This is a genomic window from Leptospira limi, from assembly GCF_026151395.1.
Classification (GTDB): domain Bacteria; phylum Spirochaetota; class Leptospiria; order Leptospirales; family Leptospiraceae; genus Leptospira_A; species Leptospira_A limi.
Window position 1 is genome coordinate 1,146,585 of sequence record NZ_JAMQPV010000001.1, and the last position, 24,120, is coordinate 1,170,704.

Consider the following 24,120-nt stretch of genomic DNA (forward strand, 5'->3'; position numbering starts at 1 on the left):
TTCCTTTGGAAAATGGTACGGTGGAATTGGAAACAATGATCTCATATTTTCACCGAATGGCCACGGTAAAATTTGTAACACTTTTTTTATTTTTCCCTTCCATTGTATGGGCACTTCCTACCTATCAGGAAGTAAAAGCTAATTTCACACCATCTGACATCCGTTTGTATGATCGAAAAAATGAACTCATCCAACGCCTTCGGATCCGAAAGGATTTTCGATCAGAAGAATGGGTGGAATATAAAGAATTCCCAAAATTTTTAATCGATTCTGTCATCCATGCAGAAGATAAACGTTTTTTTGAACATGGTGGAGTGGATGGAAATTCAATCGTAGCTTCCATTTTTACTGGTTTAAAAGGATCTTCCTTCCGTGGTGCATCCACTATATCAATGCAACTTGTCACTCTTCTTGATCCAGAGTTACAACCAAAGAAAAACCAAAGGAAATCCATCTTTCAAAAACTCAAACAAATCAATCGAGTTATGGAACTGGAATCAATTTGGAACAAAGAAGAAATACTGACTGCCTATCTAAATTTGATTTATTTTCGTGGGGAACTGAAAGGAATTGCTTCTGCTTCCAAAGGATTGTTTCGAAAATCGGTTTCATCGATCACTCCGAATGAATCGTATTTACTCGCAGCATTAATTCGTTCTCCTCAAAGTCCGATTGAAAAAGTAGCAAAGCGAGTTTGTGCGCTTAAGTGGGAAAGAGATGGGAAAACATCCGATTGTGAGGAACTTTCTCGTTTTGTTAGGGAAAGTTTGTTTCGTAATTTAGATTATCCACAAGAGCCTTCCCATGTCCCTCTTTTTGCAAAATCAGTGATTGAATTAGGTGGATACAATCAATTTCAAAAACAAAAAATTGAAACTTCTTTATCCTTTATTTACCAGAAGAAAATCGAAGAAATTCTGAGAAGAAATATAAAAACATTAGAAAATAGAAATGTAAAAGATGGTGCTGTGATTGTATTGGAAAACAAAACGGGAAATATTCTCGTGTATGTTCCCAATATTGGGAGAGAAAGTTCGGTTTCTCAATTGGATTTAGTTCGAACTAAAAGGCAAGTTGGATCCACTTTAAAACCATTTGTCTATGCTTTAAATTTTGAGCAGAAAAAGCTCACTCCTCAATCCATTTTATCTGATTCACCCATTGGAATTCCAGTTTACCAAGGTATTTATAGACCTCTGAATTATGACAAATCATATAAAGGAAACGTCACCGTAAGGGAAAGTTTAGCATCCTCTTTAAATATTCCTGCCATTCGAGCTTTGTCTTTTTTAGATGTAAATGAATTTGTATCCCTTTTAGAAAATCTTGGAATTCACGGATTACAATACCCAGAGTTTTACGGTCCATCACTTGCACTAGGTGCAGCAGACATTAGTTTGTTAGAATTGACTAATGCATATCGTATGTTTGCAAATGGTGGTATGTATTCCCAAATCCAATGGAAAAAATTTGAAACAAACCAAAGTCAAAAAAGAATTTTCTCTCCGCAGGTAAGTTATATGATTTCTGAAATTTTATCTGACAGAGAAGCAAGGTCTCTTGGTTTTGGATGGGATAATTTTTTATCCACATCGTATTTTACAGCGGTAAAAACGGGAACAAGCCAAGATATGCGAGATAATTGGTGTATTGGATATTCAGAACATTATACTGTTGGAGTGTGGGTAGGCAATCCGACTGGAAGTCCAATGTTGGATGTGTCTGGAATCACAGGTGCAGCACCTGTTTGGCGAGAAACAATGGACTTATTACATGAATCACTCATTTCAAAATTACATCCGATAGAAGAATCCAATTATTCTGAGATCGAACCAAATCTTGAAATTTTGTCGTCTAATGAGAATCAAATTGAGAAAACAAAATCATTTCGAATTTTGACACCTGTGAGTGGGAGTATTTTTGCATTGGATCCAGATATTCCGAATGGCCGACAAAAAATCCTCTTTACAATCAGTTCCTACGATGTTTCGTATTCTTATCATTTAAACGATGCCTTTCTTGCGAATGCAAAAGAACCATATCTCTGGGAGCCAAAAAAAGGAGAGTATCGATTGGAAATCAAAGACAAAGATCAAAAGGTTGTATCCTTATCTTTATTTGAAGTTCGGTAACATACATGTCAAAACCATCTAAGTACAAACATAAATTCACACAACAAGTGGTCTGGGGAGAGATGGATGCTTTTGGCCATGTCAACAATGTCACCTACGTTCGTTACTTTGAGTCTGCAAGAGCAGATTATTTTACAAAAGAAGGATTATGGGATTCTCCATTAAAACCTGTAAAAGCAGGTCCAGTACTCACCCATTTGGATATGGATTATCGTAAACAAGTTGTTTTCCCTGCCACCTTGGAAATCACTCTTGAAGTGAATGCAATTTCGTCTCGAGCTTTCTCTGTGATTTGTTCTATGTGGAATGAAGAAAATGAATGTGTTTTAACAGGGAATGCTTCCTTTGTTTGGTTTGATTTCTCATTGCAAAAACCTTCTGCATTACCTGAACATTTCAAAACAAAATTTGGAAATTCTAATTTGGTATGATGTTACAATCAATTCAAGATCGATTCCAATTAGATGATGAGGTTCTAAAAATATCTAGGATCTGCCTTGTTGTGTTTTCTAGTTTTATCGGATTTGGAATCTTTGCCCCTGTCGATGAATTGGGATTATACGACCCTAAGTGGATTCGAGTGATCCATGCTTCCATTACAATTTCATTTTTCGTTGCTACCTATTTTGTAAGCTGGGTACGAAAAAATATCCAAACCATTATGTTGGTATTTTTTTATACAATGAGTGCTCACTCTTTAATCCTATTGTATTGGAACTCTTTATACATCGGATATTTGGTTGGAATGATTTTGGTTCTCTCTTGTATTGGTGTGAGTTTTGTGGACAGACGTTCACTTGTTTCCTATCTGGGCACTGTTACTTCATTTGGGATATTAGTTGGAATTTATACTAAAGATCAGCAAGTCGACTTGTCTTTATATTTATCTGCAATTATCACTCCTGCTTTGGTTTCATACCTAACGCTAAATATACGGCTGAGTTCTGTTGAAAAGTTAAGAAGTTCAGAATCCCAACTTAAAAAATTCCAAGACAGAATGTTAAGTGAATTGGAATTAGCAAATGAAACCCAATCAAATTTAGTCACAACCGACTGGCCCAAAAAAAAGGGGATCAAATTTTATTCTTTTTTTCGTTCCTTTGACCAAGTAGGAGGAGATGCGATCAGTTACTTTGAAAGAGAAGATGGCAAAATGGCATTATTTTTTGCGGATGTATCGGGTCATGGAATTGCATCAGCAATGGTGTCTGCGATGGCAGTTTTGGCCTTTAAAATCCATGGGAACCAAAACCAACCATCCGAATGTTTGAAAGCAATACATGATGATTTACAAAGTTTAGTACCAAACAATCATATAAGTGCCTGTGTTTTGTTTGTGGATTTAGAAACAAAAGAAATTAAATATTCGATAGCAGGCCATCCTCCAATCATTCATATCCAAAAAGAAAATGGACCAAAGTTTTTAGAAGGACTAGGAACACTCATTGTTTCCTTTCTCAAACCAAACCTAAAAAACTACCAAATCACACTTGGATCAGGAGATAGGATTTTATTGTATTCCGATGGAATTTTGGAGGTCTTTGACGAATCAGGTGAAATCTATGGTGAAGAACATTTGTTTGATTCCATCAAAAATCATTCTGACAAAAAAGGTGATGAATTTTTAAATGCTATTTATGAAGACTCAATGTCATTTTCCGCGAAACGCATTTCGGATGATATGAGTATGTTATTATTGGAAATACAATGAACCTTATTTTAACACCGTTTCTCTGGTTCAAACGAGAGTTTATCCCTTTTCGAACTCTCGACAGATATTTATTTTTTGATTTTTTCAAAACCTTCATTGGCACATTAATCATGTTAACATCGATGATTGTCATTTATAAATTCACAGATGTGATGAAGTATTTAGTTTCTTCAAAAGTGAATCAGTCCCATGTATACTTACATGTTCTGTATTCTTTGCCATCAATGGTAGATCAAGTAGTAGCACCAGCTCTCATGTTTTCCGTTTGTTTTGTCATCGGACAATTTAGCGTGAATAAGGAACTAGTGGCAATGATGGTTGCAGGTGTGTCCTTCATTAGAATCATCACACCAATTTTATTTTTTGGTATCGCCATGTGGCTCATCATGACATTGTTTGGGCAAACCGTTGTGATTCCTGCGAATAAAAAAGCACAAATAGAATTTAGCATTATGGCAAAAGGTTCCAATCGGTTAATCGATTTTGTCTATCAATTGCATATCAAAGGTAAAAAAGGATTTTATTACGTATATTGGATTGATGAAAAGGAAAACACAGTTAAGGGAGGATTTAATTATATTGAAATGACTCCTGATGGATTTCCTACTTACACCGTGTCATCCCAAAAAGCAAAATTCATTCCAAATCCGCATAGTTGGGTTTTATATGACGCAGAAGAAGTTAGATTCAATGAAAATTTAGAACTGGTTTCAAGAACCAAATATGCGGAAAAAACATATGATTTTGTTGAGGATTTAGCTTACTTTTCAAAACCAGTTCGAAATCCAGAGGAAATGAACTTTTTTGAACTCGCTGATGAAATTGAATCACGAATTACCAAAGGGATTCCCTTTCGGAATGTGATCGTACAACAACATATGGCATTTGCGATGCCACTTATGTCCTTTGTGGTTGTAACACTTGGTGCACTTGCCGGTGCGATCACAAAACGTTCTGCAGGTGTTGCAAGCCTTGGACTCACGATTGCTGTGGTGTTGTTATACTATATTCTAAATTCAACTGCTAAAACATTAGCAGAAAATGGAGCATTGCCGATTTGGATCGGGATGTGGATCACTCCTGTAATTTTCACTTACGCAGCTTATTTCCTCTACCGAAGGATGAATATTTAAATCACAATTCGAAGGCTTGTGAATTTAGAATCAAACGCTACTTCCATTTGCATTTTAACAAATAGAAGTAGGTATGTGGTTTCAGTTTGATTTGTTGATTCTGATTCCGTGTGAAAATAAGATTAACTTAAAAACACTCGTTTGTACAAATCTGTTTGTAAAATTCCTTTTGGATCATATTTTTTCTTTAAAGAATAAAACTTCTTTAAATTTTCTTTTGGAAAATAAGATTCCATCACACGTTTGCGGAGAGTAGAATCTTTTGCAAAATAAAATCTTCCTTTGTGTTTTAAGACAATCTCATCAAGTTCATAACAAAGAGACCAAAGTTTTTCACGATTCCCTTTTGTTACAGGAAAATCCATCGCCATTGAAAATCCATCCACCGCATGTGTGAGAAGGAATGGATCAGGTTTGTGTTTTTTGAAAACTGATAAGTAATTCACGATACCGCGTTCTTGGCATTTTGTGAATATTTCACTGAATGCTTGTTTGGCGTTTTCTTTTGGAATAAACACTTGGTATTGGATCATTGAACCAGGTTTGTAGACAAATTTCCAATTCGGAACATAGTCTAGTAAAAATGCGTACTCCGCATGACCTTGGTAATACGCTTTGTTGTTTACCAGAATGCTTGCGATACATTTTGCTAAATTGATCATCCTCATTCCAAAATTAAAGCTGAATGGGCGCATAAGGATCCACATCCATTTTTTAGGAATCACATAAAATAAACGGGAAGGAAGGTGTTGTCTTTCTAACAAACAATTCCCTGGAAAATCTGGGTCTTCACCTTCTTTTAGATTGGTTGCTTTGTGAATTTGACCACGGCCTAATGATTTTCCAGATGCAAATGCATCAATCCAACCCACTAAATAATCTGCGGTTTTGTAGTGTTCTTCAAAATAAGCAAATAATTCATCGAAGTTTCGTACATACACGGGATCAATTTTCATCTTTCCTGAATAAATTGGTTTCATTTTGATTTGTACTGTCAAAAAACAACCTAACATACCAAAGCCGGAAATGGCAGAATAAAATAGATCCGAATTTTTTTTAGGAGAACATTCTAGGATATCACCTTTTGCCGTTAAAAAGGTAAATTCTTTGATGTGTTCGCCGATGGTTCCCACTTTAAAATTATTTTTTCCATGAATGTTCATGGAAAGAGCACCACCGAGAGTTGGCATCATTGTTCCAGAAACAACAGGTGGCCAAAATCCATTTTCGATCCCTGTTTCCCAAAGGTCTTTGATACGAGCTCCAGATTGGACCGTCATCACACCCGATTTTAAGTTAAAATCTAATACTTTATTAAAACGAGTTAAATCTAAAACAATTCCATCTGTATTGGTTGATGCATCACCATAACTACATCCACCTCCGCGTAACGCTACTTTGGTGCCAGTTTGGTTCGCCCAAACAAAAAGTTCTTTGATTTCTTCCTCTGTTTCTGGTCGAAACACCGGTGACATGGAAAATGAACTCATTCCCCATGCTTCTACCTTTTCTTTCATTGGGACTTTTATGTTAGGGATGGATTTTGTTTTTTTTGTAACCATATTAGATACTCAGTTTTTTGAAAATAAAGTTGGGAATGTTTCGAATGATAAGAGCAACAAGTGCCCAAATGCCGGGAACAAAAGCTTCATCTTTGCCACTCGCAACGATGGCTCGAATTTTTTCGGCTGCTTCTTCAGCAGTAATTGCTTTGAGTAAACCTTTTTCCGGTAAAACCAAACCATCCGTCATTTCAGTTTTGACAAACCCTGGTTTAATCGTTGTTACTTGGACATTTACTTCTGATAGACGATTTCGTAGTGCTTCTAAATAAGTATTGAGACCCGCTTTGGAAGTGTTATAAACAGGATTTCCTTTCCTGCCTCTTTCTCCCGCAATAGAAGAGATTCCAATGATCTTTCCTGATTTTTGTTTGGTAAAAAAAGTAGCAACAGGATTTAAAAAGGCAACAGCTCCCAGAAGGTTAACGTTTAACATTTCTAAATCTTTACTTACATTGTATTCTTGTTTTCCAATCTCCGGCATCACACCAGATGCAAAATAGACTTCGTCCACACCACCAAGGAGTGAGACAGCTTTTTGGAAGGTTTTTTCTGCTGTCACAAATTTAGTCACATCAAAGACCAAAGGGAAGGCTCGTTTCTCTTTGGAGGAATTTGCTTTTTTGGCAATGGACTCTAGGGATTTTTCCCTTCTCGCTAAAAGGACCACGGAGGACCCAGCGTTCAATTCTTGTTCAGCAATGGCTTTTCCGATCCCACTCGAGGCACCGACGACGATTATTTTTTTCCCCATGTTTACGTTTTTTTGGTTTAATCGAATCTGGCAAGTGGTTTCAATAGGGTTGTGCCCGTAAATGAGAGAATCCTGATCGACGGGATGAATTTGATGTATAAATTTCCTGACCTGGCATTTTGTTTGGGGGAATACCGTCTCCTAGATGCTAGAAGTGGACTACTCGTTCATTTAAAACGCCATTTTCCTGACCTAAACCAACGCAAAGTTCTCATCTTTTTTGACGGAAAGAAGGAGTTACTTTCTGAATGTTATTCCGAGGAGTGGGAAGGATTTTCCATCCATTACAGTCATGAAAAAAAAGCGGACGAACTCATCATTGGGTATTTAAACTATTGTCAAGTACCTTCTCAATGTTTGGTGGTAACTTCAGACAAAGAGATCTTAAGTTATGCAAGAAGGTTAAGGGTAAAACGTAAAACTTCTGAAGAGTTTTATGCGGAATGGGTCAAACGGGAAACAGAAGTGGATGAGACCGAATTTAACCACCTGAAAGAAGGATTGACACCTAGTTCGGAAAGCGATTACTGGGAGAGACAATTCCTTCCTTGATATGTTGTTCAATTCAATACCATTTTTAATCTTCTTTTCTGTCGTTTACCTTTTGTATTGGGCCATCCCCAAAGAATTTCGTAAGGGTTTTCTTCTTTTCGCCGGGATTTGCTTTTATGCATATTTCTCATTAGCACTTACGGTTCACTTCCTTGTAGTCATAACGGTCAATTACCTTCTGTATCGTAAGATCCAATCGACTCCGACTCGTTTTTGGGTGGGGCTTACAGTTTCACTTAACTTGATCAATTTAGGTTTTTTTAAGTATGTCTATTTCTTTAGTAAGGTACTTGCTGATCTAACAAGTTATCCTTTTTTCCAACAAGTTCCAAATCTTATCCACATTGCACTTCCGCTTGCGATCAGTTTTTATACCTTCCAAGTCATTGCAGCAGCGGTAGACACGTATCGAAATCCTAATCTTCCCACTGTGAAAGTGGAAGACTACTTCTTGTTTGTCGCATTTTTTCCTGTATTAATTGCAGGACCAATCATGCGGATGTCAGATTTTTTTCCAAACTTAGACAAACTCACACCTAGCAAAGAAAAGATGTATCGAGCATCATACTTGATGATGTCAGGTCTCGTTAAGAAGGTGTTAGTTGCTGATCCAATGTCTCTTACAATTTCACCTGTATTTAATTCTCCATCGGATTATGATTCTTTTTCATTGTTCATTGCTGGAATTTGTTATTCCATTCAGGTATTCAGTGATTTTTCGGGTCTTACCGATATGGCAAGGTCAGTTGCATTGTATTTAGGTTTTGAAACTCCTGAAAACTTTAAGGCACCTTTTTTCTCAACATCAGGTCGGGAGTTATGGAAAAGATGGCATATCACCCTCTCCTTTTGGTTACGTGACTATATATATTTCCCGTTAGGTGGATCTAAGAAAGGTGAACTAAGAACATATCTCAATTTAATTATCATAATGACATTGGGTGGATTTTGGCATGGAGCTGATTATACTTTTATCTGCTGGGGATTTTATTGGGGTGTGATTTTAGCAGGTGAACGCTTCTTAGAAGGGAAATTAGGACTCAAATTAACACCTGAAAAAAACAAAGTTTTAATTGTACTGAAAGCAATGATTGTATTTGTTTTATTTTCCATTTCAGGACTCATGTTTCGTTCCAATAATGCAACGAATATGGTGGATCATTTTTATGGAATTTTCACACATTTTTCTCATAGTTTAGAGCGCTTGTTAGATGGAACTTCCAATCATTGGCTTGTTTCTGCAACATCATTATTAGGTGAAGGTTCTTCTTTTAAATACTTACATATTGAAAACTTGGAACGTATATTTTATACTTCGTTTGCAGTATTATTCTTTCATCATCTACAATACTTTCCTGAATTTTGGGAAAAAATTCGTAAACATGATGTTTGGTTGGTTCCAACACTCGGTATCATCACAATCTTTTTGTTAGCCACATTATCACAAGATGGTGGCGAGTTTATCTATTATCGCTTTTAGGTGGAAACTTTGGATTTAATACGAAATCGTTATTTGTTAGTCCCATTTTTAGTTGTTTTTTTAACATTTTGTCTAGATAAATTATTGGTTTTGGAAAATGTTCATACATATTTTTCAAAATCTTTGTCTGATATCAATTACATCCAAAAAAACGAATTATATGAAGACTTAAAAGAATACTTAAAACTCAAAGATAGAGATAAGGTGATTGTCTACTTTGGAAATTCAAGAGCTCTCCTTTTTGATAACGAATACATTCATAAAAAGTACCCTGGTTGGGTGATGTTTAATTTTTCTGTTCCTGGCGGGAAACCGGATTACGTATTACAATGGATGGAGCAGTTTGCAAAGGATGAAGTAAAACCGGAATTCTTTTTATTTGATCATTCTGTAGAAATGTTTAACTCTACTGCCACCTTAAAAGTGGATGAAACCTTAACCAATGGGCTCAATGTTTCATTTGTACTAAAACATTTTTCCAAATTTTCAACTGATGAGATATCAACACTAATCGCAAAACGTATGTTCCGTGCATATCAATACCGTCCTAAATTGGAAGTTATCATCACAAGAGCCAAAAATAAAGACACTTTGTTGTATCCTTATAGAAGTTTGCGTAATAATCTTATGGCAAATTTGAAAAAGGGGAAAGGTTCTGCGATGACTCCAGGGACACACCAAGCAGTCCTTCCACCAGAATTATTAAAAAAATCAGCCATTGGTGATTTTCATTCTTATCTAGTTCCATTCCGATTTTCTGAGAATATATTGAGTTTCACAGACCAATCATTACAATTAGCGAAACAGTTAAATGTTCCTTCGGCTGTCATTTGGGTTAGGTTATCTTTACCTTATATGGATCACATAAGGCATTTAAAAGTATCAGTAGCAGAGAACAAAGAGGGAACTGTTTATGAAGATTGGTATCCGCGTATCGTGGAATACCACAAACAAAATGGAATCCCATTTTGGAATATGAATGATGATCCTACATACACCTGCAACGAGTTTAGTGATGCAGGTCACATGTCACCATCGTGTTATAATGATTACACCGACTATATTTTTAAAAACTTAAATCAATCTTTGGTGATGGGAGCTCGGTAAAACTCAGTACGATTCTGAATGTCATTTGGAGAAAGTTTTTCTGGTTCCGTCGGGTTGGGTCTAGTCGGATTTTGGGATTGTGGTTTGTTGTGGTTTTCCTTATCAACAGAATAACCATAATAATAACCATGGATGATTTCCACGACTGCTACTGGCGTTTCTGAATTGGCATTTTGGATTTCGATCGTGATTTCATCAGGAGGGGCGAGTAATTCAAACACCCACTGGGACTCTCCTTCAATTCTCTCTTTGCGAAGGATTGTTGAGTTTTCACTTTGTCCACTTCCGGAATAAACTGTTAATATCCATTCTTTTAATTTACCATCAGTTGCTACACCGATGCCAATGGATTGCGGGGAAGATTCTCCGGCCTTCAACTCAAATCGAATTGCTCCACCTTTTGCAACCGCACCATAGAGTCTCTTTTTTGAAAGGGTGGGGTAAAGTGCTAAGTCTTGGATACGAGTGGTTACTTCCTTCACATTTTGGCTTAGGACTGAAGGTTCGGAATGTAAAGTTTGCAAACTTAAAAAACAAATTCCGAGGAGTAGATAAAACGAATGTCTCATTGCATTCATTGGACTAAAAATTGAATTCATTACAAGCAAAAGATATCTATTTTATCTCGAACAAGTACGAAATTTTGGCAATTCTTCTGCCAATGATTGGCGTTCTTCTGGATCCAAATTGGTTCTATTTTTCCATTGAAGTTCCATTCTTTCGATAGCAGGCCTGAATTTTGGATGGCAATGACTTGAAAAGTATCGATAGGCGCTGATACGATTGGTTTCGTTTTCGCTTACTAATTTGTAAAACTCAAAAACCGATTGATTGTCTTCACTTGAAAAATTTAGTATAACATATGTTTTGTGACACTCACCTAAAGTGAATGCAGGAATTTTAGTGTTTTTACAATTCACTGCAACATCTGATTCTAAAAACAGCATCATTTCTTCGTAAGAAAAATCTCGAAATTGTTTTCCTTTGGGAAGACTTACTTTTTGTTTCTGAGTGTTCGTATTGTTTACATTGATTGTTTGGTTATTTGAGACTTGTGTTGTTGATTCTGGAACAGTTCTGACTCTTTCGTTCTTTTTGATTTCTTCTAGGTTCTCTTGTTTTGTTTCCGATTTTTGAACTTCCACCTGCACAAAATTTTTGACTACTTTGGGTTTTTGGTATGGATTTGTAACAGTTAAATCATATGGACCGGTTTTTGCTTCTGTTGTATCAACTTTTAATTCAATGCGTTCGGATGACTTAACTTCTTTACTAACAATTGGTAGTTGGTCTTCTTTTTTACTTAAATCCACCTTTGTGGCATCTAAGAAATGTTCTCCTTCAATGGTAATCGGAGAGATTATTTTTTCTTTTTTGGATTCGGTTTTTGGAAGTATGATAGGTTTTTCAACTTCTTTCACAATTTGAGGAGGTTCCGAAATGATGATTTCTAGATCTTTCCATACTGACCAAACAGCAGGTTTTTTGAACAAATTAAGGGGAGCCGTGCGTACCATGTAAATTCCAGAAGGTAACTCTTCAATTGAATGATAAGCAGTATCAATTTTTTTATCCAGGATCAACTTTCCTGTTTTGTCTTTAATTTGAATTTGGTATCCATTTGCATCGGCAATAGGTTTCCAAGCGATGAGTTTTGTTCCTTCTTGCGATAACAAAGAGGAAACAAACAAAAAATGTATTACAAATATTTTAAAGTTAAATCGAATCATTTTTTTTCTTTATAGAGTCTTTTGGGAGAGATAAATTCGATATCAGTTGGCTTTAGTGATTTTAATTGGTCCAGTGCTAAAATGAAATTTCCTTTGCGAGACAAAACAAAGTTTCCATCTTTATAAACACTCAGATCCCATGAAAAACTCCCTTCATCCAATATGCTTAAATCTTTAAGTTGGTAATGGGATTCCTTTGTGCTAGTTTTATAAATTGCAATTTTTTTCTCGGTGAAATGTTGGTACAATACCAAATCAAATTTGTCAGCAGAAATGCCACTCAACTTCCAATGGAAGTCTAAACTTGATTTCCCTTTCATTTGGATGACAGATCCATTTGGTGAAAGTATTTCTAATTTTGCTTCTTGCACCGTTTGGGTTTTATTTTCTTCAATATTTACAATCGTATCCTGTTTTTTCTTTTTATCTATAATGGTAAAACTAAGGATCGCAGAAGGTTCCGTTTCCTTTCCTTCCTTTGTTTTACCGGTGATCGTTACATAAAATTGTCCTAGGCCAAGTTGATTCCAATTGGGAACTAAAAAATTTGATTTTGTTTCGGTACCAATCAGCACATTCGAAAGTTTGGAATCCTTACCAATTTTAACATGATACGATTGAATTTCAGCATTTCCTTCCCATATTAGAATGGCTTGGTTTAATTTAATTTCCTCCAAACTAATTTCAGCACCTGGATTTGGTCTTTGCCATTTAGGTGCTGGGAATGTGTTTTGTTTTTTAATGGAAAAGGAATAAACTTTTGTTTCGCGGTCTTTCGTATCAGGAAATGATGATTTTGCAATTACCTTCCAATAATAAGTTCCTTCTTTTAAATCATCAAATGAAATTTGATTCGCAGAAGTTTCAATTCGTTTAATTGGATTTTGAAAACTATTGTTATTAGATAGAAAAAAGAGATAGGAATTTACAGTTGTCAATTTAGTCCAAGAAACAGTGACCAACGGATATAATTGCACAAAGGGGATCACTGTTCCATGATTAGGTGATTCTCCCAAAAAAGATTCTAGTTTTGAAACGAAAAGTTTATTTGTTTCACTTGATTCAATGCTATTAGTTTTTTGATTTTTGACTTTGATTCGCCAATAGAAAGTTCCTTCTTTTAGGCTAACCATAGTTTTGCCATCTGTAACCGGTTCCGAAAAAAACCTAAGTTTAAAATTGGGAGATCTCGAGATTTCTAAAGTCGGCGTCCCATAACCTGATTCTATTTTCCAAGTGAAAGTCACATTTACTTCATTAGGTTCTGCATAAAATAATTTTTGGGAAGGAGGTGAGATGAGTACAACTGGGATTTTTTTAATCTCAATTCCGCTTTTTTTAAATTCAGCCTTTTTCCCTTGTTCTACATCTAAAGCTTTACCATTCTGTTTAACAGTTGTTATGCCTTTTTCTACAAATAGACTTAACTCTTGGTCTTTCACTCTTTCAATTTTGACATTTCCTGAATCAACATTGATTTCGCTACCTGAACTTGTGATTTTAATTTGATTTGCATTGGAATCATTCTTTTTTACCTGTAATGATCCTTCTGAAAATTCTAAGTTTGGATCTTCACCCGTTAAATCTAAGTTAAACATTGAATTTTCATCAATGTTGATCTCCGTTCCATCTTTTAAGCGAATGATGGCATCAGAAAATGCTTCAGAACGGATAGTATCTTTATTAATGAGTGGACTATTGTTTTCTAGTTTTTCCCAAATGACTTCATCTTCAAATTTACGTTGGACAATGTTGTTTTTAAAAAAGATCGTTCCTACAACTTCACGATCACCAATATCAATTTTTCGATTCAAATCTAAGTAAAATAAGACACTGAAAAATAGCGCAATACTTGTTAGGCTAAGTAGAACAAATGAATCCCGTTTGTCTAAATTCATTTTTTTCCCTTTTTAGTAGTGACTTCAATGCCTACTAATTTTTGTAACTCAGCCAAATTTTTAGGCGCATTTACATCCGATTTTTTGCCTAAAACAGCATAAACTTTTTGGGCTTTGGATTTTCCTTTAAATTCAATTTCTCCCATACTCACAACATTAAACTCTGATTTTACTTCATGGTAAGTTGATTCTGTAATTAAAATATCAGTATGTGTTTCTTTATTAAATGACTCTACTCTGGAAGCAAGGTTTACTGAATCTCCAATGACGGTGTATTCCATTTTGTCGGAACTTCCAATTTGGCCAGCGATCACATATCCCGTGTTAATTCCACATCCTATTTTAATGATGGGTTTTTTTGCCGTGCCTCTGTTTTGATTAAATTCAATTAATTTATCACGCATTCGTAAAGCCGCTTCCACAGAAGCAATTGCATGATCTTTGTGATCTCGAAGGGCTCCCCAAGTTGCCATAATTGCATCACCAATAAATTTATCTACCGTGCCACCCGTCTCCTGAACACATTTAACCATCTCTGTCATGTATTGGTTTAAGAACTCAACCACTTCTTCTGGTTGCAGTTTTTCAGAGATGGCAGTAAAACTACGGATGTCTGAAAAAAAGATGGTGCAATACTTTTTTTTACCACCAATCGATAACTTCCCTTTGGCGGCAAGTTCTGCTATATCTTGGTTTACAAATCGACCAAATGAATCTTTTAATTTTTCCCTTTCTTCTAATCCACGGCCCATACTAACGAATGATTTTGTGAGAGTTCCAATTTCGTCATGGGTTGTTGCATGAAGAGTGATGTGGTAATTTCCTCTTCTGATTTCTTCAGAGGCATCTACCAATTTTAGAATAGGAGTGGAGAGTGATTTCGCAAAAATATAGACTACAATAAAAGAAAGAGATAGTGAAACAATGAGTAGGTAAACATTACGTTTTTGGATATTGTTTACTTCTTCAAAAATTTTGGATTCTCGAACTTGTGATACAACACCTACCCCACCAAATCCTAATTTTTTAAACGATGCAAGATAAGACTCTCCGTCTTTGTTTTCATAACGGAACTGTCCATTATCAACAGTTGATTTTTTCATTCGATCTACAATAGGTAAATCATTTAGATTGATACCAGAGAGAACTACTTTTGCATCAGGGTGGGCGAGGACACTACCATCTTCGCTGACTAAAAATGTTTCTACAGGACCTGAAGTCTGAAATGCATCTAATAAACTATCTAACTTCACTAATGTGACAAGAATGGTATGTGTATCTTTTGTTTCAGACAATGGAAAACTAATACATAAGATGGGATTGCGGAAAAACGGACTGATGTTCCATATAAGAGTTGTACCACTAAATGATTTTTTCAGTTTAGGTTGGATGTTTTTGATTATACTTTTGACTTCAGATTTTTGATAATCATACCTTTCTAAAAATTGATCATTTACGACTTCAAATTTTGGATTAAAACTAGAATCGAATGCACCAATAAATACAAAGTTTTGATCTTCTTCAAATAATTCTTTTGCAATGCTATTTGCCGATTGTGCATTTCTTAATACAGCTGAAGCTGTAATGTGTACATCTTGTTTAATAGAATGTAAGTCGGATTTTACTTTTAAGGAAAGGATATCGTTGATTTTGATATTGTTTTCTTTTACTCTTACTTCACTATCTTTCCGAAAAAAATAAGAAGCAAGGAAAATCACTCCAGACATTGAAATCAAAAGTACAATGGAAGTGATTAACAGCAGTTTGTAACGAATCGGGAACTGGAATTCACCAGGCGTATTTGATTGATTCCCGAATAAGTTTCTTAGTTTGATCAAAATCGTTTTCATATCATTGGTACTTTTACCAATTCAATCGAAAACTCTAGGGAGAAAAAGTAAAATTGAAGTTAGAAACTATTTTTTTCCTAAGGGCAGGACAATGCAACTTCATACGTTTGTCGGAACGGATAATCAGGGATTGTGAAAGCAGTTTCCCTTACAACCGTATCAGGATATCCGTCTCTTTTTGACAAATCGCCCAAACAAACTACTTTATAGGTTCCAGGATTTAAGTATTTGATTTTTGCATTTTGTTTTGCAGGTGTTGCCGCAAGAGGCAGCACATTGATGTATTCTGTTTCCTGGAAACGGAAAATCCCATAATAATGTAAAAGAGAATTCCCACCTCCAGTAATGATTATACTAGAAGCAACTTCAGGGTAAATGACCCGAGCACGAGTCAATATATTTCCACCTGCATCACCTTCACCTTTGTGATCGGCAAATATATCGCTCACTCCTACATAAGTGACTGTTGTCGCCCGACTTGAAGTATATGAATGTAACATCAAATTTTCTTTTAAGTTGATTCTGACTTCTAGAATGTAAGGATCAAATCCGTCACGAATCCTCATATCTGACTGAACTGATTGAGTTGGCAATTGCGTGTATAATGCAGGGAATAATTTTGGTACGATATTACTTTTTTCAGCAGTGGTTGTACCAGCAACGTAATTATTTCTCGGAACGATATTTAGACCATTCACAATTGTTCTATTGTCAAATCTACCTCTAACTGGTATTTCAGCATCTAACGCATAACCAGTCACCAGTGATCTGAAATAAATTGCAGCATAGTAGTATTCTCTACCTAACCATGGTTGGCCAGATGAATATGCTTGTTCCCAACTAAGAGTTTCGGATGAAGGATCATTTGATGGGAATTGGGCACCGATCCCATTGAAAAAATCATTTGCTTTCAAAATACCGTTACTTTCTGTACAGGTATTGTTATCAAATGAGTAAGTAACGGTACAAAAAACTTGTCGGTTTGGGGCAATGTAATCCCAAAATTTATTTGAATCCACTGTATCTCTAATTTGTGTTAACTCATTTAACCCTTTTAGATACTTACTGGATATTCTAACTTCCCCTATGTCCAAAAAGATGGGTAAACTACCGGCTTTTGGTAAACTGGTTAAAGTCATCGTTGGATCGAGACCTTCTCCTTGGGAGTCAACATACAAATCTCCCGTACCGTTGTTCAATTCACTCCAATCGAGTGGATTGTCTGTAGCATACGTACCTTTCAGGAGGAGTAACATTCTATTATTGAAGAGAGTTGAAATAACGGGAAGTTTGGTTTCATCACCTAAATCTATTTTGGTTTTGCAGTCCATCAGTATGGAAAGCAAAACTATCATAAAACAAGTATGCAGGAATTTAGATTTCATCAGAACAATACTCCTACTGTTAGACCAAAATAGAAAAAATCAACGTTTTGTAAGGTGTAATTCGCAGGGTTTTGCAAACGTGGATCATCATATGGGCTTGCTAATGGGTAACGGTATTGATTAGGGATGTCCATTTGGGTTTCAAAAATCTTATAATAATCCAATCGTACCCCAATTCGAATTCTACGACCAGCAATAAAACTGGCTTCTAACCCAGCAAAGGCGGTAGGGTTCCAACGAGCGGTATCGGCTGGACGCGCCACAACATACGAGGAACCACCACCACCTTTTAGAAAAAATTGAATGGGAAGTTCGAGTGGGATTTTATAGGCTAAGGCAGCATATAAGGGCATCGCCGTGAGAGCTCGTTCCGATCTGGATAAAAATACGGCATAAGAACCACCGACTTCGGTATAAAAGATCCATGGCCATGGCATTCTTGCATAAAATCCACCACCAAGTGTCGTTTCTAGGACCCGGACAGTAGGGGTTCCTGGCATTGGGTTTGCCGCTCCCACCCAACCACCGATCTCATACCGGCGTTTGTTGTACTCTTCAAGGGTTTGAGCGGAAAGGAGTCCAGAAAAAAGAGTGAGTGATAAAAGGATACTAAGGAAGAGTGATTTTGTACAATTCATGAATTTCCGGATGATCTTCGTAATACGCACGGACAAAATAGAGTCCATCCGGCGGGAGAGTGACCCCAGCTCGCGAACGGTTCTTTTCTTCCAATATGGAGTCTATGGATCTAGATTCCCAACGTCCCTTTCCGATGTCCAGTAAAGTTCCAACTGTGATTCGCACCATATTGTGCATAAATCCGTTGGCCCGGATCCGGATTTGGTACCAATCAGGAGCCAATTGTTCCAAATTGATGGCCAAAATCTCGCGGATGGATCGTTTACCCGACATCGATTTTGCTTTTGCCAAGGATCGGAAATCTTTTTCTCCCACTAAGACATCTAATTGTTTTTGTACCAATTCCCAATCGATATGGTGTTTCACCCAAAACGCTCGGCCTTCTATGAAACTACTTTCATATTTACTATAGTATAATTTATAAATATACTCTCGACCTGTACAACTGAACCTTGCATGGAATTCGGGTGGAACTTCGACAACATTTTTAATCGAAACACCTTTCGGCGTTAACGCATTGAGTGAGACTAATAATTTGTGAAAATTGGGAATTGGAAATTCTGTTTTAAAATTACAAACCATTCCAAGCCCGTGTACACCTGTATCCGTTCTTCCTGCAACTGACAGACGTGAAGCGGGATTCCTTCTTAAGATGATCTCAAGTGCAGATTCGATCGAAAACTGGACAGTAGGTAGGTCTTTTTGTTTTTGCCACCCAAAAAAATGGGTGCCATCATATTCGACAAGAAGTGCGTAATTGGGCAAACCCTTACTTCTCGCCTCCCATTGCTTCGAGGATAGCGTTGTATTCGTCGTACAATTCGCGTGTCATTTCTACAATTGGGCCTGGTTTTCCTTTACTTGCCTTTCCTGATCCATACAACCTAGCAAGTGTTCGTTTAGCACGTGATAGAAGTAAAACCTGGTCCTCTGGTTTGGGAGCCATTTGGTCTTTGAATTTTTTTGTTAGGAATGCATTTAGATAAATGACACCATCGAATCCCCAGTTGTTATCGGTATCAGGTCCAAGCATACCTGCAGCTTGGTCAACGGGTTCGTTTCCATTCTGCATAAGTTCTAATGTATATCCGTAAATTACTGCTGCTTTTTGGTAGAGTAAGTCTCTGATTTTGTCATATCCTAAATTTGGAAATTCATCATGTAGGTCAGAGAAGTACCAAGCAGCTCGAATCGCACAAACTGCTTTTTTGGGAGTGGGGGCAACACTCACACCTCGTAATTGGTAACAATCCATTCCGAGTAAATAGGAAGCAGCACCTAACACGATTTGGCGGTCCTGAGTAAAATCAAGTGGCCCAAGGATTTTTTCGATATAACTTCGGCGAGCATCAGTTGCCATTCGAATGGCTTCGTTGTCTGCTGGGTTTAGTGCATTCCAATCTTTAGGAAAGGAAGAATACAGACAACGTGGACAGACGGTCATGACATAATCCAGTGGACTCACACGACCAAATTTTCTATTTTTTTCATACAAACGACGTAAATCTTGGGCTAATTTCCCAGCGATGAGTCGTCCACCCCCCTGGAACATCTGCTCCTTTTGGTGATTTTCATCACAAATCGGGCAAGCTGTAGACTCTTTGGCACGAAAAGATACTTTTTTTGACTGGGCGGCGGCTTGGGACATAGGAAAAATCTAGGAAAAGGCTCAATTTTAAAATACAATCTGTCAATCCAATATCATAAATCTCCGATAATACTCACAGGGGACACCCTGAAATTACTTGTAAGATTCTTCTAACGAAGGAAAGTACGGAAACGGAATGAATGGCAGAGCAATGAAACAATCCCTTCTTATTCTCATGATGAGTCTCGTGATGCAAGCACCTATGTTTGCAGAATCAGTCTCGAGTAAATCCTATCAAAAACGTATCGAGCTTTTGACTTACCTCCGTGAGCTTGAGCCAATCGTCAAAAACTTTCGTGGTGAAGATGCGGAAGGAAAACCAACAGAGCTCAATGCTCCAGAAGGGAAAGAAGGCTTCCGTATGAAAAAATACCTAGAAGCCAAACGTATTTACCAAGAAGGGTTACAATACCATTTTGAAGGTAATTTTTCCTCTGCTTACCAAAGGTTCCTAGAATGCCAATTGGGAATTGAAAAAATGACAGAAGAACTTTCCCAGTTGTACATCCTCCGTGCAGAAGAAATGATGAAAACGGCTATGGAACGCAAAAATCCAAACAACCCAATGGACAAGGCACTCCTTGATATTTCCATAGAGTATGGAAAAGGATCTTACTTCCGCCAAGACGTAATGGACCTTCCGCGTGAAGCACCTTACCAAAGAAGGATGTACGACCCAAAAGAAGCACACTATAGTTACAATAAGTACGACATTGAAAAAAATATGGAGCTTGGTTACAAACACTTAGGACTTGCGAAAGAAGCGAGAGCCAATGCGTTAAAGGTGGAAAAAAATCTTGAGAAACACCAAAAACTCCAACCTACACATAGAAAGTATCGTATTGATTTGTATTTTGGTGCGATCAATTTGGCTCGTGATTCGAAAGCCAATGCCATCAATATCTATAAATTAAAATACCCTTATGATAACTACTACCTCAATAACTCACAGGCAAAAACAGAAGCATCCAAAGATGAAACTGGTGCAACTGTAGAAGGCCAACCAGTTAAAATTGATGGAGTAACTTATGATTTTTCTAAAAACCCTTATGTTAAGTATGACAACAGACTCCAAGCGATGTTTGATGTAAGAGTTCCGGAAGAATACCGTGTGGACCATGCAGATGTAAGAGGACGTGTTTATGATTTGGATTCCAATAATATGGTGTTCATGAAATACGACCAAGAACGTAAAAAAGCTCTGAATGTGCCTGCAAAACCAGCCCAAGGAAGCACTACCACTCCGCAACAATAAGAAACAATATCTAACACTGTTTCCGAATGCATTAGCCCAAGAAATTTCTTGGGCTTTTTTATATCCATAGAAACCACTCTTTTGTCTAATTGTTGCTATGGCGAAAATTCCAGTTGTAGACAACTTAATTGAAAAAAACTTACACGGACTAAGCGTTCACTACGGGCGTTTGGTGATGAAAGTATACTTACGAATCACTCTGTTGGTATTCGGGAAAGCGAGTCCATACCTAATTCGTGGTCTTTATCATGCAATCTCAGGGAACAAAGAAAAGCGAATTAAGGAATTTTTAGAAGGCACAAAAATTTGGGCCGAAGATGTCAAAAAAATTACTAAAACAAACGTTTTAGTCTTCAATCAATTTACTGTTCCTGAAAAAGGACATATGATTTTTTTGAATCACGTGAACGAAATGGATTTTCCTTATGATTGTTATGTGATCAGAAAACCATTTTTAGCAAACCAAGTCATTAAAAAAGCATGGTTTGCCTACTGGTGGATGACTGCCATGGGTTCACAAGTATTTGATAACTCAAAAGCAATGTCGATTGCAGTCTCTGTTAAAAATCTAATCGAGGGATTAAAAACAACTTCCTATATCGTTTATCCCGAAGGGAAAAACACATACAGTGAGGAAATCCAACCTTTAAAAAAGGGAATGGTGAAAATTGCTTTTGACCAAAAAATTCCGGTCTTTGTAGCAATTAAATCAGGTGTTACCACATACCAAGAATACCAAAAAGGAAATGTGGTCGGATATTTGGGACTTGGCATTCATCATCCAAATGATTTTTCCAGCTGGGAAGAATTCCAGAATCATCTTTATCAATTAATGCATTCCAAAAAACTTGAGTTAGATGGAATGTTAGAAGCGGAACGAAATAAACTTCGATCCACTTAATCCTTATAAAAATTTTCCCACTCTTTTAGGAATCGGATTTGTTCGTGTGATTCAACTGCACGTTCACTTCTCGATTCTCTTACCTTCTGGATCGCTGAATCAGAATCCATTTTATATTTCCAAATTAAATAAGCACTCGCTACGGTTCCAGAACGCCCAAGACCACCAACACAATGGATTAATACTTTCTGATCTTTGGAGAGGATCGTATCCATCCAATTCACAATCTCCTTCATTTGTTCCATACTAGGAACCTTTTGATCTAAGATGGAAACTTGTTTTTGTTCAATTCCGTAATTTGGAATTTCAGTTTTTAGCTCATTCACTCCGTATTGATTGTATTCTTGTTCCGTGATGAGGCTAAGGATGTGTGTGACACCTTCTTCTTTAATGGTGTGTAAATCATCTAACAATACTCTACCTCGGTCTTTTCTTCCTGGTAAAATGGTAAGACCGATTTTGGTAATGATTTCGTTTTGATTCTTGATAGGTTTTAAATAATCAATCCGTAATACCTTTGATTTTTGGATATACGATTTGATTTTATTGATAAGTTGTCCGCCCACATACAAAGCCCATTTTTTTTGCAAATCATTACATTCATCGAAGGAGAGAGTGTGCATCGCATACCGTAATGCACCAACATGCATTTGGTATGGGTCTCTGTCTAGTTTGACAAGTTTTGGATAATAAGATCTTAGTTTGGCGATCACTCGGTAGGCTTTACGAAGTTTTTCATTGGAAAGTTCTTTCGGTGGATCGAAGGGAAGTGGAATTCCTAAGTCTTCTTGGTTATGTAAAATATTAGTAAGGACAACGGCTTCTTTCCATTCAGATTCAGATTCGATTTTACAAAAAATATACAATACATCGTTCTCTAATTTTAATAAATCTCTGAGAATATGCCCTCGGTGAGTATGGAAAAAATCAATCATCCAAACATTGTCTTGGGCATCGATGATGATGTTCGCTCCATTTAGGTCTCCATGGACATAAGATGTATTATGTGTGATTGCATTGTATTCTTTAAGTGAAGATAGGTCCTTCTCATAAAAGGAACATGGATTGGTGACTTCATAACCTGGGAATATAGAAATAGTATCAGTTGTCTGTGGACCACCTAATAAAGATTCTACTCTCGTTCGAACTGATTTTGCATACTTAGATTGGAAATCATAATATTCGAGTAAATTTAGTTTTTCAGTGGAAGTCGCTTCAAACAAACGTCCAAGTTGTTCGCCAAATACAATGTCAATGATTCGATCAAGGCCAGTGCCATTCGGCATCAATCCATAAAGTTTTTGGAATGTCCTTACGTTTCCATCTAACATGGCAGCATAACGGTATTTGATTGCCCCACGATCATTTAATTCACAAAAATCGACAATGGAAGGAGCATTATTTCCTAAAACTTCTTGGATCCTTTCAAAGGAAGTTCTTTCTTTTGCAATCAAATCACGATTTCCAATTTTGACAACACAAGGCACTTGGGCATGGCCTAAATGATCTATGGATTTGGATTTCAAAACAACATTGCCTGAAAAACCACCATCCAATGTTTTGAATTCAACATCTTTACAATCACGGAATAAGTAGAGTAGGATTTGTTTGTCTAAATCTGAAATCGGATATTTAGGATCCAATTTTAGTTTATCACTTGAGATTCTTGCATTGGTTGAGATTCGTTTTTGTAAATTTGGCTGTTCACCCGTTAAAAATTCAGTAAACGCACCAATGGAAGAATACACTTTCACACCTAATATTTGTTTGATTTGGTCTAATGCGATAAAATGCATTGATAAAGAGGAACTTGCAGTGAGGGCTGAACAAACTGCAATTTCAAATTCTGGGTATCTTGTTTTTAAGTCATAACATAAAAAGGTAACTTTGGCTTCTGTCCAAACACCTGTGATCCCCACTTTTAATGGTTTCCCTTTGTAAGGTCGTAAAACGGATTCTAAATTCGTATCTACAAAGTCATTTAATCCAGAAGCATTGATGATCTCTGCGCGATTGGGATCAGATTCAATCCAATTTTGAAATACAAATTCGGCTCCTTTTGTATCTTTTAGACAATGGTATCCAAATTGGGTTAGATGGTCTTCTTGTGGTTTGGCGTTTGGGTCATGCCAATCTCGAATATGGATGATCTTTAGTTGTTTTGGATTTGATTCGTATGCCCAGTCCATGAGGGAAAAAACAGGACCGTCTTCAACCATTTCACCTAATAATCGATTGGCTTCTGCATAACCAACATGTAATGAATTGGGAAGTGGATCGTATTTATCCAAAAGAGATGTGAAATCATTTTGTAAACATTGGGTAAATAAAATTGCCGATTCTGAATTCATGAACAAAAGGATTGACATCCGTAAAAATAAAT

At 36.7% G+C, this 24,120-nt stretch carries 20 protein-coding genes; 9 read left to right on the top strand and 11 right to left on the bottom strand.

Going from position 1 to position 24,120, the window contains the following annotated elements:
* The first annotated feature begins 35 nt into the window (after nt 1-35).
* The 4 genes from pbpC to ND812_RS05430 are packed head-to-tail and all read left to right on the top strand — an operon-like array spanning nt 36 to nt 4,976.
* Complete coding sequence (gene pbpC, locus ND812_RS05415; RefSeq protein WP_265374601.1) at nt 36-2,132, top strand: penicillin-binding protein 1C; 2,097 nt, start codon at nt 36-38, stop codon at nt 2,130-2,132.
* Nucleotides 2,133-2,137: 5 nt separating this feature from the next.
* On the top strand, nt 2,138-2,563 hold the full coding sequence (locus tag ND812_RS05420; protein WP_108959945.1) for an acyl-CoA thioesterase: 426 nt from the start codon (nt 2,138-2,140) through the stop codon (nt 2,561-2,563).
* Nucleotides 2,560-3,843 carry a PP2C family protein-serine/threonine phosphatase gene (locus ND812_RS05425; RefSeq protein WP_322113644.1) on the top strand — a complete coding sequence of 428 codons (1,284 nt, stop codon included), beginning with the start codon at nt 2,560-2,562 and terminating at the stop codon, nt 3,841-3,843. Before ND812_RS05420 ends, ND812_RS05425 begins: the two co-directional genes overlap by 4 nt.
* On the top strand, nt 3,840-4,976 hold the full coding sequence (locus tag ND812_RS05430; RefSeq protein ID WP_265374603.1) for an LptF/LptG family permease: 1,137 nt from the start codon (nt 3,840-3,842) through the stop codon (nt 4,974-4,976). The genes ND812_RS05425 and ND812_RS05430 overlap by 4 nt, the downstream gene beginning before the upstream one ends.
* A 122-nt stretch (nt 4,977-5,098) precedes the next feature.
* Here ND812_RS05430 and ND812_RS05435 read toward each other — a convergent pair whose 3' ends face one another.
* Both ND812_RS05435 and ND812_RS05440 read right to left on the bottom strand, forming a co-directional pair.
* Nucleotides 5,099-6,538, bottom strand: coding sequence for an FAD-binding oxidoreductase (locus ND812_RS05435; protein WP_265374604.1), 1,440 nt, complete (start codon nt 6,536-6,538; stop codon nt 5,099-5,101).
* A gap of 1 nt (nt 6,539) precedes the next feature.
* Nucleotides 6,540-7,292 (bottom strand): SDR family NAD(P)-dependent oxidoreductase, encoded by a 753-nt coding sequence (locus ND812_RS05440; RefSeq protein ID WP_265374605.1) that lies wholly within the window; start codon nt 7,290-7,292, stop codon nt 6,540-6,542.
* A gap of 51 nt (nt 7,293-7,343) precedes the next feature.
* Here ND812_RS05440 and ND812_RS05445 point away from each other — a divergent pair, with 51 nt between their 5' ends.
* From ND812_RS05445 to ND812_RS05455, 3 genes are read left to right on the top strand one after another with little or no spacing between them, the layout of a single operon-like run.
* Complete coding sequence (locus ND812_RS05445) at nt 7,344-7,844, top strand: NYN domain-containing protein (protein ID WP_265374606.1); 501 nt, start codon at nt 7,344-7,346, stop codon at nt 7,842-7,844.
* Between the two features lies 1 nt (nt 7,845).
* On the top strand, nt 7,846-9,324 hold the full coding sequence (locus tag ND812_RS05450; RefSeq protein WP_265374607.1) for an MBOAT family O-acyltransferase: 1,479 nt from the start codon (nt 7,846-7,848) through the stop codon (nt 9,322-9,324).
* Nucleotides 9,325-10,431: a DUF1574 domain-containing protein gene (locus ND812_RS05455; RefSeq protein ID WP_265374608.1), complete on the top strand. Its 1,107-nt coding sequence runs from the start codon at nt 9,325-9,327 to the stop codon at nt 10,429-10,431.
* Here ND812_RS05455 and ND812_RS05460 read toward each other — a convergent pair.
* The 8 genes from ND812_RS05460 to ND812_RS05495 form a co-directional block, all read right to left on the bottom strand.
* Nucleotides 10,404-11,000, bottom strand: coding sequence for a hypothetical protein (locus ND812_RS05460; RefSeq protein ID WP_265374609.1), 597 nt, complete (start codon nt 10,998-11,000; stop codon nt 10,404-10,406). The two genes, ND812_RS05455 and ND812_RS05460, sit on opposite strands and share 28 nt — an antisense overlap.
* A 51-nt stretch (nt 11,001-11,051) precedes the next feature.
* Entirely contained in the window at nt 11,052-12,161 is a 1,110-nt protein-coding gene (locus ND812_RS05465; protein ID WP_265374610.1) for a hypothetical protein, read from the bottom strand.
* Nucleotides 12,158-14,059, bottom strand: coding sequence for a FecR domain-containing protein (locus ND812_RS05470; RefSeq protein ID WP_265374611.1), 1,902 nt, complete (start codon nt 14,057-14,059; stop codon nt 12,158-12,160). Before ND812_RS05470 ends, ND812_RS05465 begins: the two co-directional genes overlap by 4 nt.
* Complete coding sequence (locus tag ND812_RS05475) at nt 14,056-15,909, bottom strand: adenylate/guanylate cyclase domain-containing protein (RefSeq protein WP_265374612.1); 1,854 nt, start codon at nt 15,907-15,909, stop codon at nt 14,056-14,058. The genes ND812_RS05470 and ND812_RS05475 overlap by 4 nt, the downstream gene beginning before the upstream one ends.
* A 77-nt stretch (nt 15,910-15,986) precedes the next feature.
* The gene (locus ND812_RS05480) at nt 15,987-17,294 is read right to left on the bottom strand and encodes an LIC11270 family surface protein (protein ID WP_265374613.1); all 1,308 of its coding nucleotides are present in this window, start codon (nt 17,292-17,294) and stop codon (nt 15,987-15,989) included.
* The gene (locus tag ND812_RS05485; protein ID WP_265374614.1) at nt 17,294-17,932 is read right to left on the bottom strand and encodes a hypothetical protein; all 639 of its coding nucleotides are present in this window, start codon (nt 17,930-17,932) and stop codon (nt 17,294-17,296) included. The genes ND812_RS05480 and ND812_RS05485 overlap by 1 nt, the downstream gene beginning before the upstream one ends.
* Nucleotides 17,904-18,698, bottom strand: a complete 795-nt coding sequence (truA, locus tag ND812_RS05490; protein WP_265374615.1) for a tRNA pseudouridine(38-40) synthase TruA — start codon at nt 18,696-18,698, stop codon at nt 17,904-17,906. Before truA ends, ND812_RS05485 begins: the two co-directional genes overlap by 29 nt.
* Before the next feature lie 4 nt (nt 18,699-18,702).
* Nucleotides 18,703-19,581, bottom strand: coding sequence for a DUF2225 domain-containing protein (locus tag ND812_RS05495; protein WP_108959933.1), 879 nt, complete (start codon nt 19,579-19,581; stop codon nt 18,703-18,705).
* Between the two features lie 151 nt (nt 19,582-19,732).
* Here ND812_RS05495 and ND812_RS05500 point away from each other — a divergent pair, with 151 nt between their 5' ends.
* Nucleotides 19,733-20,836, top strand: a complete 1,104-nt coding sequence (locus ND812_RS05500; RefSeq protein ID WP_265374616.1) for an LIC11274 family protein — start codon at nt 19,733-19,735, stop codon at nt 20,834-20,836.
* A 97-nt stretch (nt 20,837-20,933) separates the two neighbouring features.
* Nucleotides 20,934-21,737 (top strand): lysophospholipid acyltransferase family protein, encoded by an 804-nt coding sequence (locus ND812_RS05505; protein ID WP_407658459.1) that lies wholly within the window; start codon nt 20,934-20,936, stop codon nt 21,735-21,737.
* Here the strand turns inward: ND812_RS05505 and ND812_RS05510 are convergent.
* Nucleotides 21,734-24,088 (bottom strand): dual specificity protein phosphatase family protein, encoded by a 2,355-nt coding sequence (locus ND812_RS05510; RefSeq protein WP_265374617.1) that lies wholly within the window; start codon nt 24,086-24,088, stop codon nt 21,734-21,736. The genes ND812_RS05505 and ND812_RS05510 overlap by 4 nt on opposite strands.
* Nucleotides 24,089-24,120 lie beyond the last annotated feature (32 nt).

What these genes read in the sequence shown, in the direction of transcription:
- pbpC (WP_265374601.1), top strand. Translation starts at nt 36, where the DNA reads ATGATCTCATATTTTCACCGAATGGCCACGGTAAAATTTGTAACACTT.
- ND812_RS05420 (WP_108959945.1), top strand. Translation starts at nt 2,138, where the DNA reads ATGTCAAAACCATCTAAGTACAAACATAAATTCACACAACAAGTGGTC.
- ND812_RS05425 (WP_322113644.1), top strand. Translation starts at nt 2,560, where the DNA reads ATGATGTTACAATCAATTCAAGATCGATTCCAATTAGATGATGAGGTT.
- ND812_RS05430 (WP_265374603.1), top strand. Translation starts at nt 3,840, where the DNA reads ATGAACCTTATTTTAACACCGTTTCTCTGGTTCAAACGAGAGTTTATC.
- ND812_RS05435 (WP_265374604.1), bottom strand. Translation starts at nt 6,538, where the DNA reads ATGGTTACAAAAAAAACAAAATCCATCCCTAACATAAAAGTCCCAATG.
- ND812_RS05440 (WP_265374605.1), bottom strand. Translation starts at nt 7,292, where the DNA reads ATGGGGAAAAAAATAATCGTCGTCGGTGCCTCGAGTGGGATCGGAAAA.
- ND812_RS05450 (WP_265374607.1), top strand. Translation starts at nt 7,846, where the DNA reads ATGTTGTTCAATTCAATACCATTTTTAATCTTCTTTTCTGTCGTTTAC.
- ND812_RS05460 (WP_265374609.1), bottom strand. Translation starts at nt 11,000, where the DNA reads ATGAGACATTCGTTTTATCTACTCCTCGGAATTTGTTTTTTAAGTTTG.
- ND812_RS05465 (WP_265374610.1), bottom strand. Translation starts at nt 12,161, where the DNA reads ATGATTCGATTTAACTTTAAAATATTTGTAATACATTTTTTGTTTGTT.
- ND812_RS05470 (WP_265374611.1), bottom strand. Translation starts at nt 14,059, where the DNA reads ATGAATTTAGACAAACGGGATTCATTTGTTCTACTTAGCCTAACAAGT.
- ND812_RS05475 (WP_265374612.1), bottom strand. Translation starts at nt 15,909, where the DNA reads ATGAAAACGATTTTGATCAAACTAAGAAACTTATTCGGGAATCAATCA.
- ND812_RS05480 (WP_265374613.1), bottom strand. Translation starts at nt 17,294, where the DNA reads ATGAAATCTAAATTCCTGCATACTTGTTTTATGATAGTTTTGCTTTCC.
- ND812_RS05485 (WP_265374614.1), bottom strand. Translation starts at nt 17,932, where the DNA reads ATGAATTGTACAAAATCACTCTTCCTTAGTATCCTTTTATCACTCACT.
- ND812_RS05495 (WP_108959933.1), bottom strand. Translation starts at nt 19,581, where the DNA reads ATGTCCCAAGCCGCCGCCCAGTCAAAAAAAGTATCTTTTCGTGCCAAA.
- ND812_RS05500 (WP_265374616.1), top strand. Translation starts at nt 19,733, where the DNA reads ATGAAACAATCCCTTCTTATTCTCATGATGAGTCTCGTGATGCAAGCA.
- ND812_RS05505 (WP_407658459.1), top strand. Translation starts at nt 20,934, where the DNA reads ATGGCGAAAATTCCAGTTGTAGACAACTTAATTGAAAAAAACTTACAC.
- ND812_RS05510 (WP_265374617.1), bottom strand. Translation starts at nt 24,088, where the DNA reads ATGAATTCAGAATCGGCAATTTTATTTACCCAATGTTTACAAAATGAT.